11 protein-coding genes are annotated in these 16,892 nt (G+C 35.8%); 6 read left to right on the plus strand and 5 right to left on the minus strand.

The genetic code is table 11. From position 1 onward, the window contains the following. Positions 1-37 precede the first annotated feature (37 nt). The 3 genes from FLS47_RS14525 to FLS47_RS14535 are packed head-to-tail and all read left to right on the plus strand — an operon-like array spanning position 38 to position 3,667. Positions 38-1,798 (plus strand): AMP-dependent synthetase/ligase, encoded by a 1,761-nt coding sequence (locus FLS47_RS14525; RefSeq protein WP_149915078.1) that lies wholly within the window; start codon positions 38-40, stop codon positions 1,796-1,798. Then, a complete protein-coding gene (locus FLS47_RS14530; RefSeq protein ID WP_149915079.1) occupies positions 1,788-2,819 on the plus strand; it encodes a YihY/virulence factor BrkB family protein in 1,032 nt (343 codons plus the stop codon). The genes FLS47_RS14525 and FLS47_RS14530 overlap by 11 nt, the downstream gene beginning before the upstream one ends. Then, positions 2,819-3,667, plus strand: a complete 849-nt coding sequence (locus tag FLS47_RS14535) for a DMT family transporter (RefSeq protein ID WP_223225308.1) — start codon at positions 2,819-2,821, stop codon at positions 3,665-3,667. The genes FLS47_RS14530 and FLS47_RS14535 overlap by 1 nt, the downstream gene beginning before the upstream one ends. Positions 3,668-3,720: 53 nt before the next feature. On the opposite strand, the gene FLS47_RS14540 is transcribed toward FLS47_RS14535, so the two are convergent. The 5 genes from FLS47_RS14540 to FLS47_RS14560 all read right to left on the minus strand — a co-directional run bounded on the left by FLS47_RS14540 (position 3,721) and on the right by FLS47_RS14560 (position 13,478). Next, positions 3,721-6,426 (minus strand): carboxypeptidase-like regulatory domain-containing protein, encoded by a 2,706-nt coding sequence (locus FLS47_RS14540; RefSeq protein WP_149915080.1) that lies wholly within the window; start codon positions 6,424-6,426, stop codon positions 3,721-3,723. 84 nt (positions 6,427-6,510) lie between these two features. Continuing rightward, on the minus strand, positions 6,511-7,995 hold the full coding sequence (gene cls, locus FLS47_RS14545; protein ID WP_149915081.1) for a cardiolipin synthase: 1,485 nt from the start codon (positions 7,993-7,995) through the stop codon (positions 6,511-6,513). Positions 7,996-8,080: 85 nt separating this feature from the next. After that, entirely contained in the window at positions 8,081-9,451 is a 1,371-nt protein-coding gene (locus FLS47_RS14550; protein WP_149915082.1) for a dihydrolipoamide acetyltransferase family protein, read from the minus strand. 101 nt (positions 9,452-9,552) lie between these two features. Beyond that, positions 9,553-10,797, minus strand: a complete 1,245-nt coding sequence (locus FLS47_RS14555; protein ID WP_149915083.1) for a competence/damage-inducible protein A — start codon at positions 10,795-10,797, stop codon at positions 9,553-9,555. A 23-nt stretch (positions 10,798-10,820) separates the two neighbouring features. Beyond that, positions 10,821-13,478: a putative LPS assembly protein LptD gene (locus tag FLS47_RS14560; RefSeq protein ID WP_223225310.1), complete on the minus strand. Its 2,658-nt coding sequence runs from the start codon at positions 13,476-13,478 to the stop codon at positions 10,821-10,823. A 165-nt stretch (positions 13,479-13,643) separates the two neighbouring features. Between FLS47_RS14560 and FLS47_RS14565 the strand changes: the two genes are divergently transcribed. From FLS47_RS14565 to FLS47_RS14575, 3 genes are all read left to right on the plus strand, one after another. Beyond that, positions 13,644-14,465, plus strand: coding sequence for an N-acetylmuramoyl-L-alanine amidase family protein (locus FLS47_RS14565; protein ID WP_149915084.1), 822 nt, complete (start codon positions 13,644-13,646; stop codon positions 14,463-14,465). 37 nt (positions 14,466-14,502) lie between these two features. Beyond that, on the plus strand, positions 14,503-15,369 hold the full coding sequence (locus FLS47_RS14570; RefSeq protein ID WP_149915085.1) for an N-acetylmuramoyl-L-alanine amidase family protein: 867 nt from the start codon (positions 14,503-14,505) through the stop codon (positions 15,367-15,369). Between the two features lie 76 nt (positions 15,370-15,445). After that, the gene (locus FLS47_RS14575) at positions 15,446-16,393 is read left to right on the plus strand and encodes an MlaD family protein (protein ID WP_149915086.1); all 948 of its coding nucleotides are present in this window, start codon (positions 15,446-15,448) and stop codon (positions 16,391-16,393) included. Positions 16,394-16,892: the final 499 nt, after the last annotated feature.

Below are 16,892 nucleotides of genomic sequence, written 5' to 3' on the forward strand. Positions count from 1 at the left end.
TTTTGTGGTAACCACTTATAAATATAAATCGTACACCATGAGTAAACCAACACGATTATTTGACTATTTAAAAAGTAATATTGATACAGCTGGACGTATCCTGAAACTTGCTAAAAGAGAAAAAGGTGGCTGGAAAGCTTACGGTAAGGAAGAAATTATCCAAATCGTGGACAGTATTAGTAAAGGTCTATTGGCGAAAGGGATCAAAAAAGGAGACAAAGTAGCCTTGATGTCTGGTAATAGACCCGAATGGAACTTCATAGACTTTGCATGTAATCAGCTAGGTGTAGCTTTAGTGCCGCTCTACCCTACGCTTTCTGCGCAAGATTTGTCTTATATTGTTAAAGATGCCGAAGCTAAAATGCTTTTTGTTAGCAATCAAGATCTAGTACTGAAGGTGGAAAAGGCTGTCTCTGACAATAATCTAGAATTGGATATTTATACGTTGGACGAAGTTCCTAATCATCAACATTACAGTGCACTAATCGAAGCGGGTAAACAGCAAGATATAGACTTAAAGCCCTACAATGATGCGGTGCAACCGGAAGATTTGTTGACGCTTATTTATACATCCGGTACAACCGGTAAACCGAAAGGAGTATATCTTACACACCAAAACATCATCAGTAATGTGGGAGCTTGCTCACATTTATTAACAGATGACATCAAAAAATCATTGAGTTTTCTTCCCTTATGCCATATTTTTGAAAGAATGGTGGTCTATATGTATATTTCAAAAGGTGTAAATATATATTATGCGGAGAATCTAGATAATATCGTAGTGGATATCAATGAGGTAAAACCCGAAGTTTTCACCACAGTACCAAGAGTATTGGAAAAAGTCTATGATAAAGTCATCGAAAAGGGCAAAGCCTTAACAGGAATCAAAAAATCTTTATTCTTTTGGGCTGTTGAGTTAGGTCATCAATACCAAGAACCGAAAGTAAATAGTGCCTGGTATAATTTTAAGTTAGGCATAGCACGCAAACTTATTTTCTCAAAATGGCAACAAGCTTTAGGCGGAAATATCAAATTTATTATTTCTGGAGGTGCTGCATTGCAGCAACGCTTGGCTCGCGTGTTTTGGGCTGCTGACATTAAGGTGTTAGAAGGGTACGGATTGACGGAAACTTCACCTGTAATCGCTGTAAATTCATGGGATGCGGATGATGTAAAGTTTGGATCTGTAGGTCGCGTTTTGAAAAATTTAGATGTAAAAATAGCTGAAGATGGCGAAATCCTAGTGAAAGGGCCGTCAATTACTGTAGGATACTACAAAAATGACGATGCCACGAAAGAAACAATAGATAATGATGGATATCTACATACTGGAGACATCGGCGAATTGACAGCGGATGGATTCCTAAAAATTACCGATCGCAAAAAAGAAATCTTTAAAACTGCTGGAGGTAAATACATAGCACCGCAGGTGATGGAAAACAAATTGATGGAATCAGTGTTGATAGGTCAGGTGATGATTGTAGGAGAAAACAAAAAATTCCCTGCTGCACTTATCGTTCCAGCATTTGAAGAATTGGAGAAATACTGTAAGGTTAAGGGAATTCAATTTGATTCGCGTGATGCATTATTAAAAAATCCGCAAATTTTAGAAAAATACCAGCAGGAGATTGATAAAGCGAACGAGAACTTTGGACACTGGGAAATGGTTAAAAAATTTGTATTATTGCCTAAGGAATGGACCATCGATAATGGCGAATTGACACCAAAATTATCGTTGAAAAGAAAGATTATTCTTCAAAAACACGAAGAAGAAATCAATAAAACATATGCTGAATAAGACAGAACAAGCTATAACAAAAGAAAAAGAGCCTTTTATCCAAAAGATAAAAGGCTTTGGCAAATTATTAATAGACAGTGGTAATGGTTTCGCTGAAGACAATTGCATGAAGCTCAGCGCATCACTTGCTTATTACACGGTTTTCTCTATTGGTCCATTGATTATTATTTTGATTTGGGCTTTGGGATTCTTTTATGGAAGCCAATTGGAAGGTCCAGATGGCGCTCAGCATAAAGTGATCACAGAACTAAATGAAATATTTGGTGCTGAAATAACTAAACTCCTGGATAATGCTGTGAAGCAAATTTCTTTAGAGAATAAGTCTAGTATAGGTTTATTCGTGGGTATTATTACGCTGGTGATGACTTCTACAACCATTTTTGTGGATATTCAAAATTCCATCAATTTAATTTGGAAAGTAAAGGCAAAGCCTAAAAAAGGTTGGCTAAAATTGATCATTAATCGATTAATCTCATTTTCCATGATTTTGGGATTAAGTTTTCTACTAATGGCGTCGCTCTTGATAAGTAGTGTAATCGGTATCATCACCAAAAATCTGGAAGTGTTGTTAGATCGATTTAATATTGAGCATTTCAATATTGAGTTTTGGAACTTGGTAAATAATGGTGTTACTTTCGTTGTCATTGCTGCCCTATTTGGTTTTATTTTTGCCTTTTTGCCTGACGCTAAAGTACGCTTTAGAGATATTCTAGGTGGATCGATTTTTACCACAATTCTCTTTATGATTGGTAAATACGGAATTTCGTTGTACTTATCTTATAATGCAACCGCTACCGCTTACGGAGCTGCGGGTTCTATCATAATTTTGTTGGGGTTTGTATACTATTCAGCTGCTATATTATATTTTGGTGCAGAATTTACCAAAGAATACGCTGTAAAATATGGGCGCGGCATCATGCCTGCCTCTTATGCTGTTCTCGTCAAACAAACCGAATTGGAAATCGACCCTGAAACTGGAAAACGTGAATTGGTAAAAAAACACAACGAACCAGTTCAGTAGTGAAAGATCAGAGTGTAAAATACATGTTGTTGGCTGGATTTTTCTTTGCCATCATGAACGTGTGTGTGAAATTTGTTTCGCATCTTCCTACCTTAGAAGTTGTGCTATTTCGAAGTATATTTAGCTTTGTAATCACATATTATTATTTGCGAAAAAATAATATTCCTCCTTTAGGAAATAATATTCCAGTACTAACCATGCGCGGAATAGCTGGATGTTTGGGATTAGTAGGATCATTCTACACACTGCAACATATACCTTTAGCCTCTGCTGTAACTATCAATTACCTATCGCCATTTTTTACTGCCATTTTGGGAATATTTATAGTCAAACAGAAGGTTCGACCTATTCAGTTCCTATATTTTGCACTTTCAATCGCAGGCGTTTTTATGCTTAAAGGATTTGATTTTCGCATATCTACAGTGGATGTGGCTATCGGTCTAGGCGCAGCTTTATTCGCAGGATTAGCGTACAATATGATTGCGCGGAGCAAAGGAAGCGAACATCCACTAGTTGTCATTTTCTACTTTCCGTTACTGACAATCCCTATTGTTGGCGTCCTAAGTATTTTTGATTGGAAAACGCCAGTTGGCATGGATTGGTTCTACCTTTTGCTTATAGGTATATGTACACAAATAGCGCAATACTACATGACACTATCCTACCAAACGGCAAATCTTGCTAAAGTCGCTAGTTTAAATTATTTGGGTGTAATCTATGCCTTAGGTTTTGGGTACATCTTCTTTCAAGAAACTTTCAACACTATGAGTATATTAGCTATTCTCGTTATTTTATTAGGTGTATTTTTGAATCTTTTTGATCAGAAGTTATTTAAGATTCGGAGATAAATTTAGAAAAGCCAACCTCTCGGCTGGCTTTGCATGCTTATTTTAAAAAATAATTAATTTACATCATAATGGTAAACCGTACGTCCAATGCGCCCCGTACTATCTAGACCTTCTACTACCACTTTATATTTGCCATTTCCATCCGCATTGTAAAAATCTAACGTAGCTTTACCACTTTCGTCTAATTCAACTGTAGGATTCCAATAGATTGTAGTACGGTAATCATTCGTAGCCTTTTGTGCATCAGTTTCGTATTTAGGTGCATAGAATTTACGTTCCTTAACGTATCCTAATGGAAATAAATCAATAACATTTGTTTTAGGCAACATTGCTTCGATTTGTGTTAAAGTCATACGTGGACCTTTAGGTTTTTCCTTTTTCGTAATAATCGACACAACACCGTCATTTTGGTACAAACGGCTTACAGTACCCAAATCATCACGTGTAAAAATCTCTATAGCCTCGATTTCAGTTGGGCTAATAGAATTTAATGTGTTTTCATCGATTGGCATACCGTTTAAGAAAAACTGAACTGGAACACGACTACCTTGGTTATAACTTCTCGTCAGATAATATTTCAATGTATTAGAATCGTATGTGACACCGGTTAACATTGTATTTAAACACATCGTCAATACATTACAACCACTCAGACGATCGCCTTCTATGCGATGATCTGCCATAGATAATCCCGTCAAAGCAGAAAACTCTTTACTCGTACGCTGTACTTTACGATCTGCAGTAACTGTTACTTCATCGATCAAAATAGAAGTACGGAATTCATTCTTGCTATTAGCCAAATAACTGGACATTTCCTTATCAATATTTAATACATCATTTGCCTTATAGGGGTTATTCTCATCAATAGAAGGGAAAAATGATTGATCCATATTAATCACAATATTGCGATAATTGTCATTTCCACGCGCATTGATAGTTACTTTCACTGAATCCGGAAAGTTTAAGTTTTCAAAAGCAAAACGACCATTATTGTCTGTATACGTATCTTTTCTAAAACCACGAGCAGGAATGGAAAGCAATAAACCACCATTCGGATAAGTACGACCCGTATTTAAACGTAAAGTTCCGGAAAGAGTTATACCTTGCTCCGGCATAAAGTTAACTTGTGGATATTTTTCAGCGATTAGATCATCATAAGAAAATCTTCGAAAACCTTGAGTCAGCAGTAAAGCGTCCAAAGCTTCTTTGCGGTTCGTAACTTTCTCATCAAAATAATAATTTGGTTTTTCGACAAAGCCAGCTAAATCCGAAGTCAATAATAAATTACTCAAAATCGTATTTTCTTGATGATCATCGAAAGGTGTTTTTGCTTCGTCAATAACCGAAATTGAAAGATTTGTAGCTACTTTTTGCGAAGTCATATTTGCCAAATCCAACACAACTTTATCTTTCCTTTTATAAGCTGATTTGTCCGTTTTAACTTGTATTGCTAAATTTTCAGCGTGATCATAAAATACCAAACGTTCACTTACAGCTTTGCCTGATGCTGTCATTAACGTGAATTGCATGACGCCATTTGGCAATTCTTGAACGGGAACACTTATGACAGAACTTGGATTTTTGATCGTTACCTGTGCTCCATAAACTAGATGACCATTCATTTGACCAAATATATAATACGGTTGATCCTGAATTTTAGTCAGATAAGAGTCGCTTGTAATGATTTCCAGTTGTACTGCTTGCGCAGATACATCCTTCAACGTCACATTTATACCGTCAGTTTTTACCGCTGGTAAGTCATACGTGCGTTCTTGACCATTAATAGTCACAATAGCTTTATACGAATCTCCTATAGCAGGTGTAAAATTGGTATAGCCCATCCCTAATCCCAAATCTTCGAATTCAGCAATTGCTGCTTTTTTGCTGTTGATAATTTTACCTTTTACACGAACACTTTTGCCATGTGAATCGATAGCTTTAAATGCTATACGCTTATCAACACCAGCTAATAAATCACCCCCTTCTGGAAAAAATTGAACATCGTATTCCATCAAAGCATTCTTTAATGGAAAGTCACCTACCATTGCAGATTCACCATCAATCTTTACAATAAGTCTTCCTTTTTTAAATAATTCCTTTTCCTTCGCAGAAAATGAAATCGTCGCACGACCTAAATCATCAGTTTCTCCTTTACCTTTGTCAAATGGATCCCAACCGTCAATAGTCTCCCATGTAAGTTTTTTACGGGCTAGCAATCCGCCATTGCTATCTCTAAATTGTACGGTTGCTTTGGTTTTGTTTCCATCTGTTGCATATGTAATTTCCGAACCCAACTTCTTATTTATGGCATCACCTACGGTGATAATTTTATTGAATAAATAATCCACATTAAAGTTCATCATCCATTTAGTATATCCTCTAAAACGGTAATTATCCTGTTTTATAACTTGTGGATCTAACACAAAATGACCTTCACCTCCATTATTTTTTAACGGAATACGTAATGTTTGTATCAGTGAATCTCGTCCATTTACAATATCCACATATACAATTTTACTCGGCTCATATTCCAATTGGTTGGTATACAAATATGTCTTAAACCATAACGTATCCCCGACAGCATAATAAGGTTTATCAAAATGTACGTGAACCTTCTCAACGGGGTATACACCCAAATATTTTTGCACTCGCTCTACAACTGTATTAATGGGAATACGTGGCACTTCTTGTGCGAAAATTGAATTTATTTGAAATAATAATAGAAAGAATACGGAAAATATTAGGTTTCTCTTTTTCATCAATACAATGTGTTTAGCTAAAAATACAAATTTTAAATTTCTTTGAGACAAAACAGGAGCTAATACAGGTTATTTTAACATTTTTTACAACAATGGAGCTAACAATCGGCACAAGGAATCAGCCGCTTTTTGCCATCGAGGTCTTGCTTTCCAAACCCGTAAGGTCAACAATTCAGACTGTGCCTTATCTTCTTCAAATTGATTAGATAATTGAACCGCAAATTTAGAATCAGACACCACTGCAGCGATTTCATAATTGATGTAAAAACTGCGAATATCCAAATTAACAGTTCCTACAAATGCTAATTTGTTATCAAAAACCGCTGTTTTGGCATGTAAAAATCCTTTATTGTATAAATAAACTTTCACTCCTCTTTCCAATAAAGGTTTTAGAAAAGAAAATGAAGCATGCTGTACAAAAAATGAATCGGACTTGCTAGGCACCATAAGTTCCACTTCTACACCTGAAGAAGCCGCGATTATCAATGCGCGTTCTAATTCTTCACTTGGAATATAATATGGTGTACAGAGTTGAATTTTTGTATTCGCTTCACCTATTGCAATGAGTAACGCTTCCATATTGTAGGGTCCGATCGAAGCAGGATCACTAGAAACAAAACCTACGCCAGCTATACCTTTTACCTCACTGTTTTCTTGCAAGGCTTGTAAATATCCATCCTCTAAATAAAAGGATTCGCCATCGGTCTGATTCCAAGAACTCCAAAATGACACTTGCAACAAATTAATTGCTAATCCCTTAACACGAAGCGAGGTATCTCGCCAATACATCTTGTTTGGTAATTCAGATGCATTAATGTATTTATCCGAAATATTAATACCTCCTACATACCCCACACGACCGTCTATAACACATATTTTGCGGTGGTTACGGTAATTTGAATTTGCTAGTGATGTAAATGTGACAGGTAAAAAAGCGTGAAAATCAATTTTCGAATCCTTATGTTTACGCATATATTTTACCAAATCAGGAGAACCAAAACTATCAGCAATTAATCGAACTTTTACACCTTCGCTAGCCTTTTGTTCTATTTGATTTAAGACTTTTAATCCTATACTATCAAGTTCGAAAATATAATATTCCATATGAATGGAATGCTTTGCAAGTGCCAAATCTCGTAATAACCAATCAAACTTCACTTCTCCATTGATTAAGAGATCGACGTCATTATTTAAAGTCGGGGAAGATAGACGTTCCTTTTTCATAAGTCTGAAAACCTTTGAAAGGTCTCCAATATCCTCCTGAATATCTTGTATAAAAGATTCCATAATCGGATCAAGCTCTTTCCATTTCTTCTCCAAACGAACAGCTTGTTCCTTATTTAAACGTTTTATTTTTTTGACTTTGACAAATTTCTGTCCAAAGAAATAATAAAGAATAAGCCCTACAAAGGGTAGAAAAATAATTACTAAAATCCAAGCGACAGTTTTTGTTGGGTTACGATTTTCAATCAGTATCGCACTGATAATTCCTGCATACAACAGCAATAATGGTATCCAATACCAATTGATCACAAAGTCAATAAATGGTTTTAATTGTTCTAGATGCATCAGTAATAGACTCTATTCTGTATGCTAAATATACTATATAAAAAATAAAGCCTACAAAATGTAGGCTCATAATTCTTATTAATATCTATATAACGCGATCTTTATCCCAGTTTTCTAGGTAATCCCCTACTCGTTTTAAGAAAGTTCCACCTAAAGCACCATCAATCACACGATGATCGTAAGACATTGTCAAATACATCATATGACGGATTGCGATGACATCACCGTCTTCTGTTTCTAAGACAGCAGGCTTCTTGGTAATCGAACCCACTGCTAATATTGCCGCTTGCGGTTGATTAATAATTGGCATCCCAAAAATATTCCCAAACGCGCCAATATTCGTAAAAGTAAATGTGCCACCTTGCGTATCATCAGGTTTCAATTGATTAGCACGCGCGCGATTTGCCAAGTCATTGACAGCCTTGCTCAATCCCACCAAACTCAATTGATCTGCATCTTTGATAACCGGCACAATAAGATTACCTGAAGGTAAAGCAGCGGCCATACCAATATTGATATGTTTACGCTTAATGATATTATATCCGTCAACAGAAACATTAATCATTGGAAAATCCTTTAAAGCTTTGCTTATCGCTTCAATGATTAACGGGGTGAAAGTAATGTTTTCTCCTTCACGCTTTTTGTATGAATCTTTAACCTTATTTCGCCAATTCACCAAATTCGTTACATCAGCTTCAACAACTGAGAACACATGCGGTGAGGTTTGAATACTTTGAACCATATGATCAGCGATCAAGCGGCGCATACGATCCATTTCTACAATTTCATCACCATTCATGCTTTTCACCACCTGCGCAGCTGTTGTTTGAATTGGTGCTGATTTTGGAGCAGTAACGGGGATAGATTGTGAAGAAGTATGTAAATGTGTCGACTGATGAACTGGAGCACCTCCGCGAGATGCGATATAATCCAATACATCTTGTTTAGTGACACGTCCATCAGAACCAGAACCGACAATAGCATCTAATTCTGTCTGCGACACATTTTCTTGCAAAGCGATGTTACGCACCAAAGGCGAATAAAACCTTCCCTCTGTATTTATAACATTTTGGATTGGCGTGCTTTTTCGCTCTTCATCTAAGTGTGCCAATCCTGGAATTTCCAATTCTGGGGTATCAGTATGTTCTACAACTGTTTCTGCTACCACAGATGCAGGTTCTACTTGTGCAGTACTTGAAGTGGTTTCATCTTCTCCTTCGATTTCAATTAATGCAATTGTATCGCCAACTTGCGCAACGGAACCTTCCTCAAAAACTATTTCCTTTAAAACACCATTCACTGGGGATGGTACTTCCGAATCCACTTTATCTGTAGCAATTTCTGCAATAGTATCATCTTCTTTTATCGCATCACCAATGGATTTTACCCATTTTGTAATGGTCGCTTCCGATACACTCTCACCCATTTTTGGAAGAATCAACTTAAATATTGCCATACTGATTTTGTATTTTATGTCACTAAATTAAATAATTAGGAATAGAATCCCTAAAAACAAAATATAATATTTTATATTATTGATTTAACAGTAGAATATTTCTAATTGCTCTTGTCATTTACATACATATTCCAAAGCATCGCAAACGCCTGCGCAACTGTACGCTCAATGTTGATTGCACGATCGTTACGAAAGTGAAAAAGTTTTGTTTTGGTTTCATACTTTCCACTTACCGCAATCCAAACCGTTCCAACTGGCTTGTCGGGAGTACCTCCTCCTGAGCCAGCAATACCACTTGTGGCAATGCTGTAATTTGCTCCAGCTAATTTTTTCACCCCTTCCGCCATTTCGATTACTGTTTGTTCGCTCACTGCTCCAAATTCTTTCAATGTTTCTTCCTTGACACCTAATAAATTTTGCTTAATGCTATTATGATAAGCCACAATACCACAATCAAACATAGTACTAGCTCCTGAAATCGCAGTGATACCACTTGCAATACTTCCACCAGTACAACTTTCTGCGGTAGCCAATTTTAAATTGTCATTCGAAAAAGCTTCTACAATTGATTGCTCGATAGACACGTCCTTCGTAGCAACCACATGATGCCCCAATCGCTCTACCAATTGCTTATGGTAAAAATCTATAGATACATCACTTTCTCCAATTTGAGACAATCGCAAACGCACTAACCCAACTTTTGGCAAATAAGCTAATTTTATGTTTTCTGGGAGGCTATTTTCGATATCGGCTATTTTTTCTGCTAAGAATGATTCCCCTAGACCAATACTAATAATATGTCGATGCTTCACAAGCTGTGATGAAGCATTTTCTTTCAATTTTGGAAGAATTCGATTAGTAACTAGAAATTTCATTTCGAATGGAACACCAGGCAAAAAAGCAAAAGACTTACCCTTTTCGGTGATCCACATGCCCGGCGCAGTACCTACATCATTGAACAGCACTTCACAATCTTTTACTACATCGGCTTGTGCTTGATTCACTTCTGGCATTATTTTGTCGGGAGCAATACGTGTAAACAATCCTTGCACATGCGCCAAAACCTTTGCATCACGTACTAATTTTTTACCGAAATAAGAAGCTATAGTTTGTTTTGTAACATCGTCCTTAGTCGGCCCTAATCCTCCTGTAACGATTATAAGATCTGCCCGCTTTGACGCCAAGTTAAGCGCATTGGATATTGCTTCGGCTGTATCCGAAATTGAAGTAATTTGCTGTACGCGAATATTAAGTAAATTCAACTGTTGACCAATCCACGCTGAATTGCTATCAACAATTTGACCCAACAATATTTCATCACCTATGGTTATGATTTCTGCATTCATAACACATAGTTAGCAAAAAAAATCTAATATGAATAATGGCTATTGCGTTTTGTTAACTTCAAATCTTGTAGCACAGACGCCTTAGCACGTATAGTAATATTATATGATTGAAAACGACCAAATGGCACCCATCCAACGGACATATCCCAACAGTGTAAATCGCGATAAATTGAGAAATTTGTCATCGCAACTTCTTTCTGTTTGATATCATAACCTGAGTTAAATTGAATTTTCCACTTAGGTGTGACATTGATATCACCATGTAAATTGATTGTAGCTGTATAGTCACTACGTACCCTTCGTAGATTATTATCGAAATTTTTAAAGTATTGCAGACTAAATGAACCGGCCAAGTTCCATGGAATATTGAAATCTACAAACGCATTGGGATCACGGCTTATACGTGCCAAAGCTTCAGATTGTTCTTTGGTCATGTTAGGCATTTGATTACGCATAGAGTCTACGTTATTGTTACGACTCTTATTTGCATCAGGATTGAAACTATAGTCAAATGAAAGTCCGAAGTTGGTCAATCGCGCTAAATTTCCGTCTTGTATGGCATATCTATCTATTCGCTGACCTTGATTATCCAATTGATATGGATCCAATGTACCGTTGAAATTCAAGTTTATTTTTTCGTTGAATATACTTGTTCGACCCGAAAAAGAAATCGTTGAAAGTTTTAAAGAGTCTGCTGCAAAGTTGTAGTTACCACTAAATGTCAAGCCTTGAAGAATTGGAATTTTTTTGAAAGCATCTTTTCCCGATTCCGTTGAATCCGCTTTATTTCTAACTTTTGCTTCAATATTATTGTCAACAGAAAAACCGATTCCCATAGATCTTCCAGAAGATGGACCACCAAACATAGCTCCATCAAAAATGGAATAATTTGACAGTTTGCCATTTTGGTCAATCCAATCTCTATAGAATCCATATTTTGGATCTCCAAAATCAGGTCTATAGTTAAAATTAACAGAAGGTGTTACAACGTGACGAATAGCCTCGAATTTTCCGATCTTGGGATAAACACCATATACTTTTGTTGACAATCCACTAGACATTGAATAGTCATATGCACGACGAAAACCACCAACGGTATCTCTTACATTTATATAACCATTTATTTCATTCGCTCTATAATTACGAATAGTTTGCAAATACCAGCGTTCGGTATAATTTACAGAAGTATTAAATTGAAAATACTTGAACGCATTTAAACTCAAACTAACAGGAATATTATGTTGGAAACCGTTTGTAAATTGTTGTAGCGTTTGTTTGCTAAATATTGTAGAATCTCCTGTCGAAAGGGAGTTACGACCTTGTAAACTATAACCAACAGTGATTCGTTGAAACCATTTTTGCTCACCGACGCGATCTTTAGAATCAAATGGATTAAAAGTAGATACGTTCAATGCGAACTGTGGCAATTCTAAATCTACTTTACCCGTTTGCATATCCTGACGATGAGAAGCACTTGATGTAAAATTCACTTTTCCATCTGCAAATACTTTTCCATATGAAATAGAGGAAGACATGTTATTTCGTGTCAACTCGTTGTAATTGTAAGTACTTCCTGCTCCCGAATTTTGAAAATATGATGAAGTACCGAAATTCACTGATGCTGAGAAGGATGTACCTGGATTAGCCTCTTGTCGTTGTGTATGAGTCCAAGTGACATTAAAATCCTTTGCACGCTTGTAATTATCAGAACCCTCTACTCCTGTTGGGGTAGAAGCAAAACGAATATTAAAGCCACCACTAAATTTATAATTCACCAAATAATTAGTACGAATAGAAGATTCCCATGCTCCTTTCGAATAGAATGAACCTCGAATTTCGGAATCCCAATAATCGTTAAATGTCAAATACCAGCCAAAATCACGTAAACCAAACCCTCGTGTAACATCATCACCAAAAGAAGGAAATAAAAATCCCGCTTGTTTTTTATTAGTTTTTGGAAAAAATCCAAATGGTACTGTTATAAACTTGAAAGGAATACCTTGAACTACGAGATGTGGCCATTCTGCTATCACTTGTTTTGAGGTAATTAATCCCTTCGGAATTGCTATACCAAAATGCGTATGTGGAAATGGCAAATCACAAGTACTGTACATCGCATGTTGAATTGACATTTCATCATAGATGTTTTTACGAAGAACACGCGCTTGAATATACCCTCCGTCTTCTTCTGTCATTATGCCAAATGTTTTTCCCTCTTGTGATTTATAGTTATACAATAATGAATCGACAGCTTTTGGTGTTTCATTTGGAAAAAGAACAACAGGTCGTCCCACATATTTACCCGTATGATCTGTTACACCACTCGCATACAACATATTTGTGTTACGGTCCAATCGAATATAATCTGCAGACAGCTCAAAGTCTTGATACTTTACTTTTGCTCCACTATATAAGTGAATAATATTTTTACTCACTTCATTCCAAGATGAGTCATTTGCAACAATAGTTACCACAGTTTCCAAACCACTTTCATCTTTCATCACCACCGTATCCTTACCGTTGGTAAGTTTCAAATGATTTTTGGATGTATCTGCAGTAGCTTTTATGGTGTCTTGGACAGATATATTTGAATTCTGTGAACGAATCATCTGTGCATACCCAACATTAATTCCTGAAATCAGAAATACTAAACCGCATAAAAAACTCGTTACCGTTTTCAAATTGAAAATCTTATATATTAATTTAGCGCAAAAATAAACTATTAACGACAAAAATAGTCAAAAAACGAATAGATAAACATGTTATTTTTTTGAATAAATTTTATGCTTTATCTTTGCCTTGAAACAGTTTTTGATTAATCACACAAAAATGTTAAAAATATAAAAATGATTCTTTTAAATAGTGTTAAATATATAAGTTCTTTTTTTGTAGCTGCGTTTATTATCACCATAGCCTCTTCTTTTCATCCTGCCTCAAAAATTAATACTGATCCTCCTAAAAAAACATTCACAGTGGTTTTAGACCCTGGGCATGGTGGGGCAGCATTAGGAGCTGTGGGGCGCAGATCAAAAGAAAAAGATATTGTATTGGATGTATCTATTAAACTTAAAAAGGAGCTTGAAAAAATCGGAATCAATGTATTATTGACACGCAATTCTGACACTGATGTTCCATTCCGTACTCGATCAGAGATAGCAAATAAAAATCACGCAGACTTATTTATTTCCATACATGCAAACTCTGCTAATACTGCACGCAGAAAAAACCCACAAGTTACAGGTACTGAAACACTGGTTTTAGGATTTCATCGTATGAATGAGCAGGATGTCGCAATTCGCGAAAATGCCGATATGTTATTGGAAGATAATTACGAAGAGAATAACGCCGATTTAATTGGTTTTGATCCAAAAGATCCTTCTTCTTATATTGTCTTCAAAGTAATGAAACGTCAATATCGTGACCGCAGCATACGATTAGCTTCATTGATGCAAAATGAATACATCACCTCTAACAGACCAAATAGAGGAGTAAAAGAGCAAGGTTTGGCTGTATTAGCGCGTGCTAGTATGCCAGCAGTTTTGACAGAAATTGGATTTATATCGAGTCCAAGCGAAGAAGATTATATGTTATCAGAAGAAGGCCAAGCCGAAATTGTAAAAAATCTATTTGATGCTATTAAAAACTACAAAGCCGCAGTAGAAAGATAGTAAACCAAACTCGAATAAAACTGTTTAAATAGCATATATGTTTAATACTAGAAAAGCGAAGAATATATTAGGTTTTGTGACAATACTTATTTTGAGTATAAGTCTTTTTCCATTAATCAGCAGTTTTACAAGTTCATCATCAGAATTTGAATATCAACCAGAACCTCCTAAGTCGAAAGGTAAAATAATTGTATTGGATGCAGGGCACGGTGGAAAAGATCCTGGCGCTGTTGGGAAACTTTCACGTGAAAAAGATATTGCGCTAGCAATAACGCTTAAATTGGGGAAAAAATTAGAAGCTGAACTTCCAGGAACAAAAGTCATTTACACACGTAAAACAGATATATATCCTAATCTCTACGAACGTCCAGCAATAGCGAACAAGCATCATGCTGATATTTTTGTTTCCATTCACCTGAATGCCAGTGGCACGACGACAAAACGAGTCAAAAACAAAAAAGGTAAATGGGTAACGCAGCAAGTAGCAAATAATTCAGCAAGAGGTACAGAAACATTTGTTTTGGGTTATAGTAACATGCAAAATCAAGATGTCGCAATTCGCGAGAATGCTTCTATTCTTTTAGAAGAAAATCACGAAGAAAATTATGGGGGATTTGACCCTAAAGATCCTTCATCTTATATTGTGTTCAAAGTATTGAAAAGAAAATACCGCGACCAAAGTATTCGATTAGCCAAATTGATGCAAGAAGAATATGTAAAGGCTGGAAGACCTAACCGAGGAATTAAGGAAGGACCATTTGCAGTGTTAAAAACAGCAGGTATGCCCGCAGTTTTGACGGAAGTTGGTTTTATCAGTAATTCGGAAGAAGAAAAATTCTTAATGTCCAGCACAGGTCAAGAGGCAATTGTCAACAGTTTATTTAATGCGATTAAAAAATTCTAATTATTCGGATAACTAAACATTTTCTATCTTTAGGATGTTATTAGTATATTCATGTAGAATCTAAAACGTAGTAACTTTGAAATTATCGAACGAAACTAAAGTTGGCGCACTAACAGCAATCGCCATTGCATTATTATTTATTGGATACAGTTTTTTAAAAGGGAACGATGTTTTCAGTTCCGAAAACACTTTTTATACGGATTACGACAACGTGGATGGCTTAGCCGTATCAAATCCCGTATTGGTAAACGGATTCAAAATTGGTCGAGTTTCCAAGACAACACTTCTTGATAATGGTAAAATTCGAACTGAATTCAAAATCGAAGACGAATACGAAATTCCATCAAATACCATCGCTCGTATTTCTAATGATGGTTTTTTAGGTGGAAAAGTAATTGTATTTGACTTAGGAAATAGCAAAACATACGCTCGTGATGGCGACCCATTGCAATCCGACGTACAAGCAAATCTTCTCCAAAAAGTAGAACCGCTACAAAAGAAAGTAGAAGATCTTGTCGTGAAATTAGACTCCGTGCTATCTGCTGTCAACACTGCATTGGATGATGAATTCCAACGTGATTTCAAAACAAGTCTGCGAAGTATCTCTATTTCATTAAAAAATGTTGAAAAGATCACGACTGATGTTGAAGGCTTAATGGGATCTGAGCGAGTACGCTTGGCGAAAATTATGCAAAATCTCGAATCTATTACCAATAACTTCAAAAACAACAGTTCCCGAATCAACCAGATAATTGCAAATCTTGACAACCTGTCATCTGATCTGTCAAAAACGGAGATTAAAGCTACAGTAGATAATGCCAATAAGGCAATGCAAGATGTGCAAGCTATTACTGACAAGATAAATAAAGGTGAAGGTTCAATTGGATTACTTGTCAATGATGACAAATTGTACAATAACTTGACTAATGCCTCTGAGAACCTGGATCAATTAGTTTTGGATCTCAAAACTAATCCTGGAAAATATTTGAAAATATCCATCTTCGGAAAGAAAGACACTAAATAAAATATAGCCTTGAGATTATCAAGGCTATATTTTTAGCATATTGTCATTTATCTGTCTACAAATTGTTAAACAATTGTTAAAACAACTGCTTGATACAACATTGGCATAAAATTGGTCGTTATACTAGTAATTCATAATTTAGGTTAATAATTGGTTAGTTAGAAATGTCTGGAGTTCCCCGCTTCAGACATTTTTTATTTATAGTCTTTTGCAAACTCTTATACTGAATTTATAAGAATTAGTAGCTAAACCTTAATAACTACCTATAAATGTTAAACAATTGTTAAATCAACAATCACATACAACATTGGCATAAAATTGGTCGTTATAGTAGTAATTCATAATTTAGGTTAATAATTGGTTAGTTAAAAAGTCTGGAGTTCCCCGCTTCAGACATTTTTTATTTATAGTCTTTTGCAAACTCTTATACTGAATTTATAAGAATTAGTAGCTAAACCTTAATAACTACCTATAAATGTTAAACAATTGTTAAATCAAC

The sequence above is a fragment of the Sphingobacterium cavernae genome (assembly GCF_008520265.1).
GTDB classification, from domain to species: domain Bacteria; phylum Bacteroidota; class Bacteroidia; order Sphingobacteriales; family Sphingobacteriaceae; genus Sphingobacterium; species Sphingobacterium cavernae.

Bases quoted from the DNA above. Each gene is read 5' to 3' on its own strand.
- FLS47_RS14525 (WP_149915078.1), top strand. From the start codon at position 38: ATGAGTAAACCAACACGATTATTTGACTATTTAAAAAGTAATATTGAT.
- FLS47_RS14530 (WP_149915079.1), top strand. From the start codon at position 1,788: ATGCTGAATAAGACAGAACAAGCTATAACAAAAGAAAAAGAGCCTTTT.
- FLS47_RS14540 (WP_149915080.1), bottom strand. From the start codon at position 6,426: ATGAAAAAGAGAAACCTAATATTTTCCGTATTCTTTCTATTATTATTT.
- cls (WP_149915081.1), bottom strand. From the start codon at position 7,995: ATGCATCTAGAACAATTAAAACCATTTATTGACTTTGTGATCAATTGG.
- FLS47_RS14550 (WP_149915082.1), bottom strand. From the start codon at position 9,451: ATGGCAATATTTAAGTTGATTCTTCCAAAAATGGGTGAGAGTGTATCG.
- FLS47_RS14555 (WP_149915083.1), bottom strand. From the start codon at position 10,797: ATGAATGCAGAAATCATAACCATAGGTGATGAAATATTGTTGGGTCAA.
- FLS47_RS14565 (WP_149915084.1), top strand. From the start codon at position 13,644: ATGATTCTTTTAAATAGTGTTAAATATATAAGTTCTTTTTTTGTAGCT.
- FLS47_RS14570 (WP_149915085.1), top strand. From the start codon at position 14,503: ATGTTTAATACTAGAAAAGCGAAGAATATATTAGGTTTTGTGACAATA.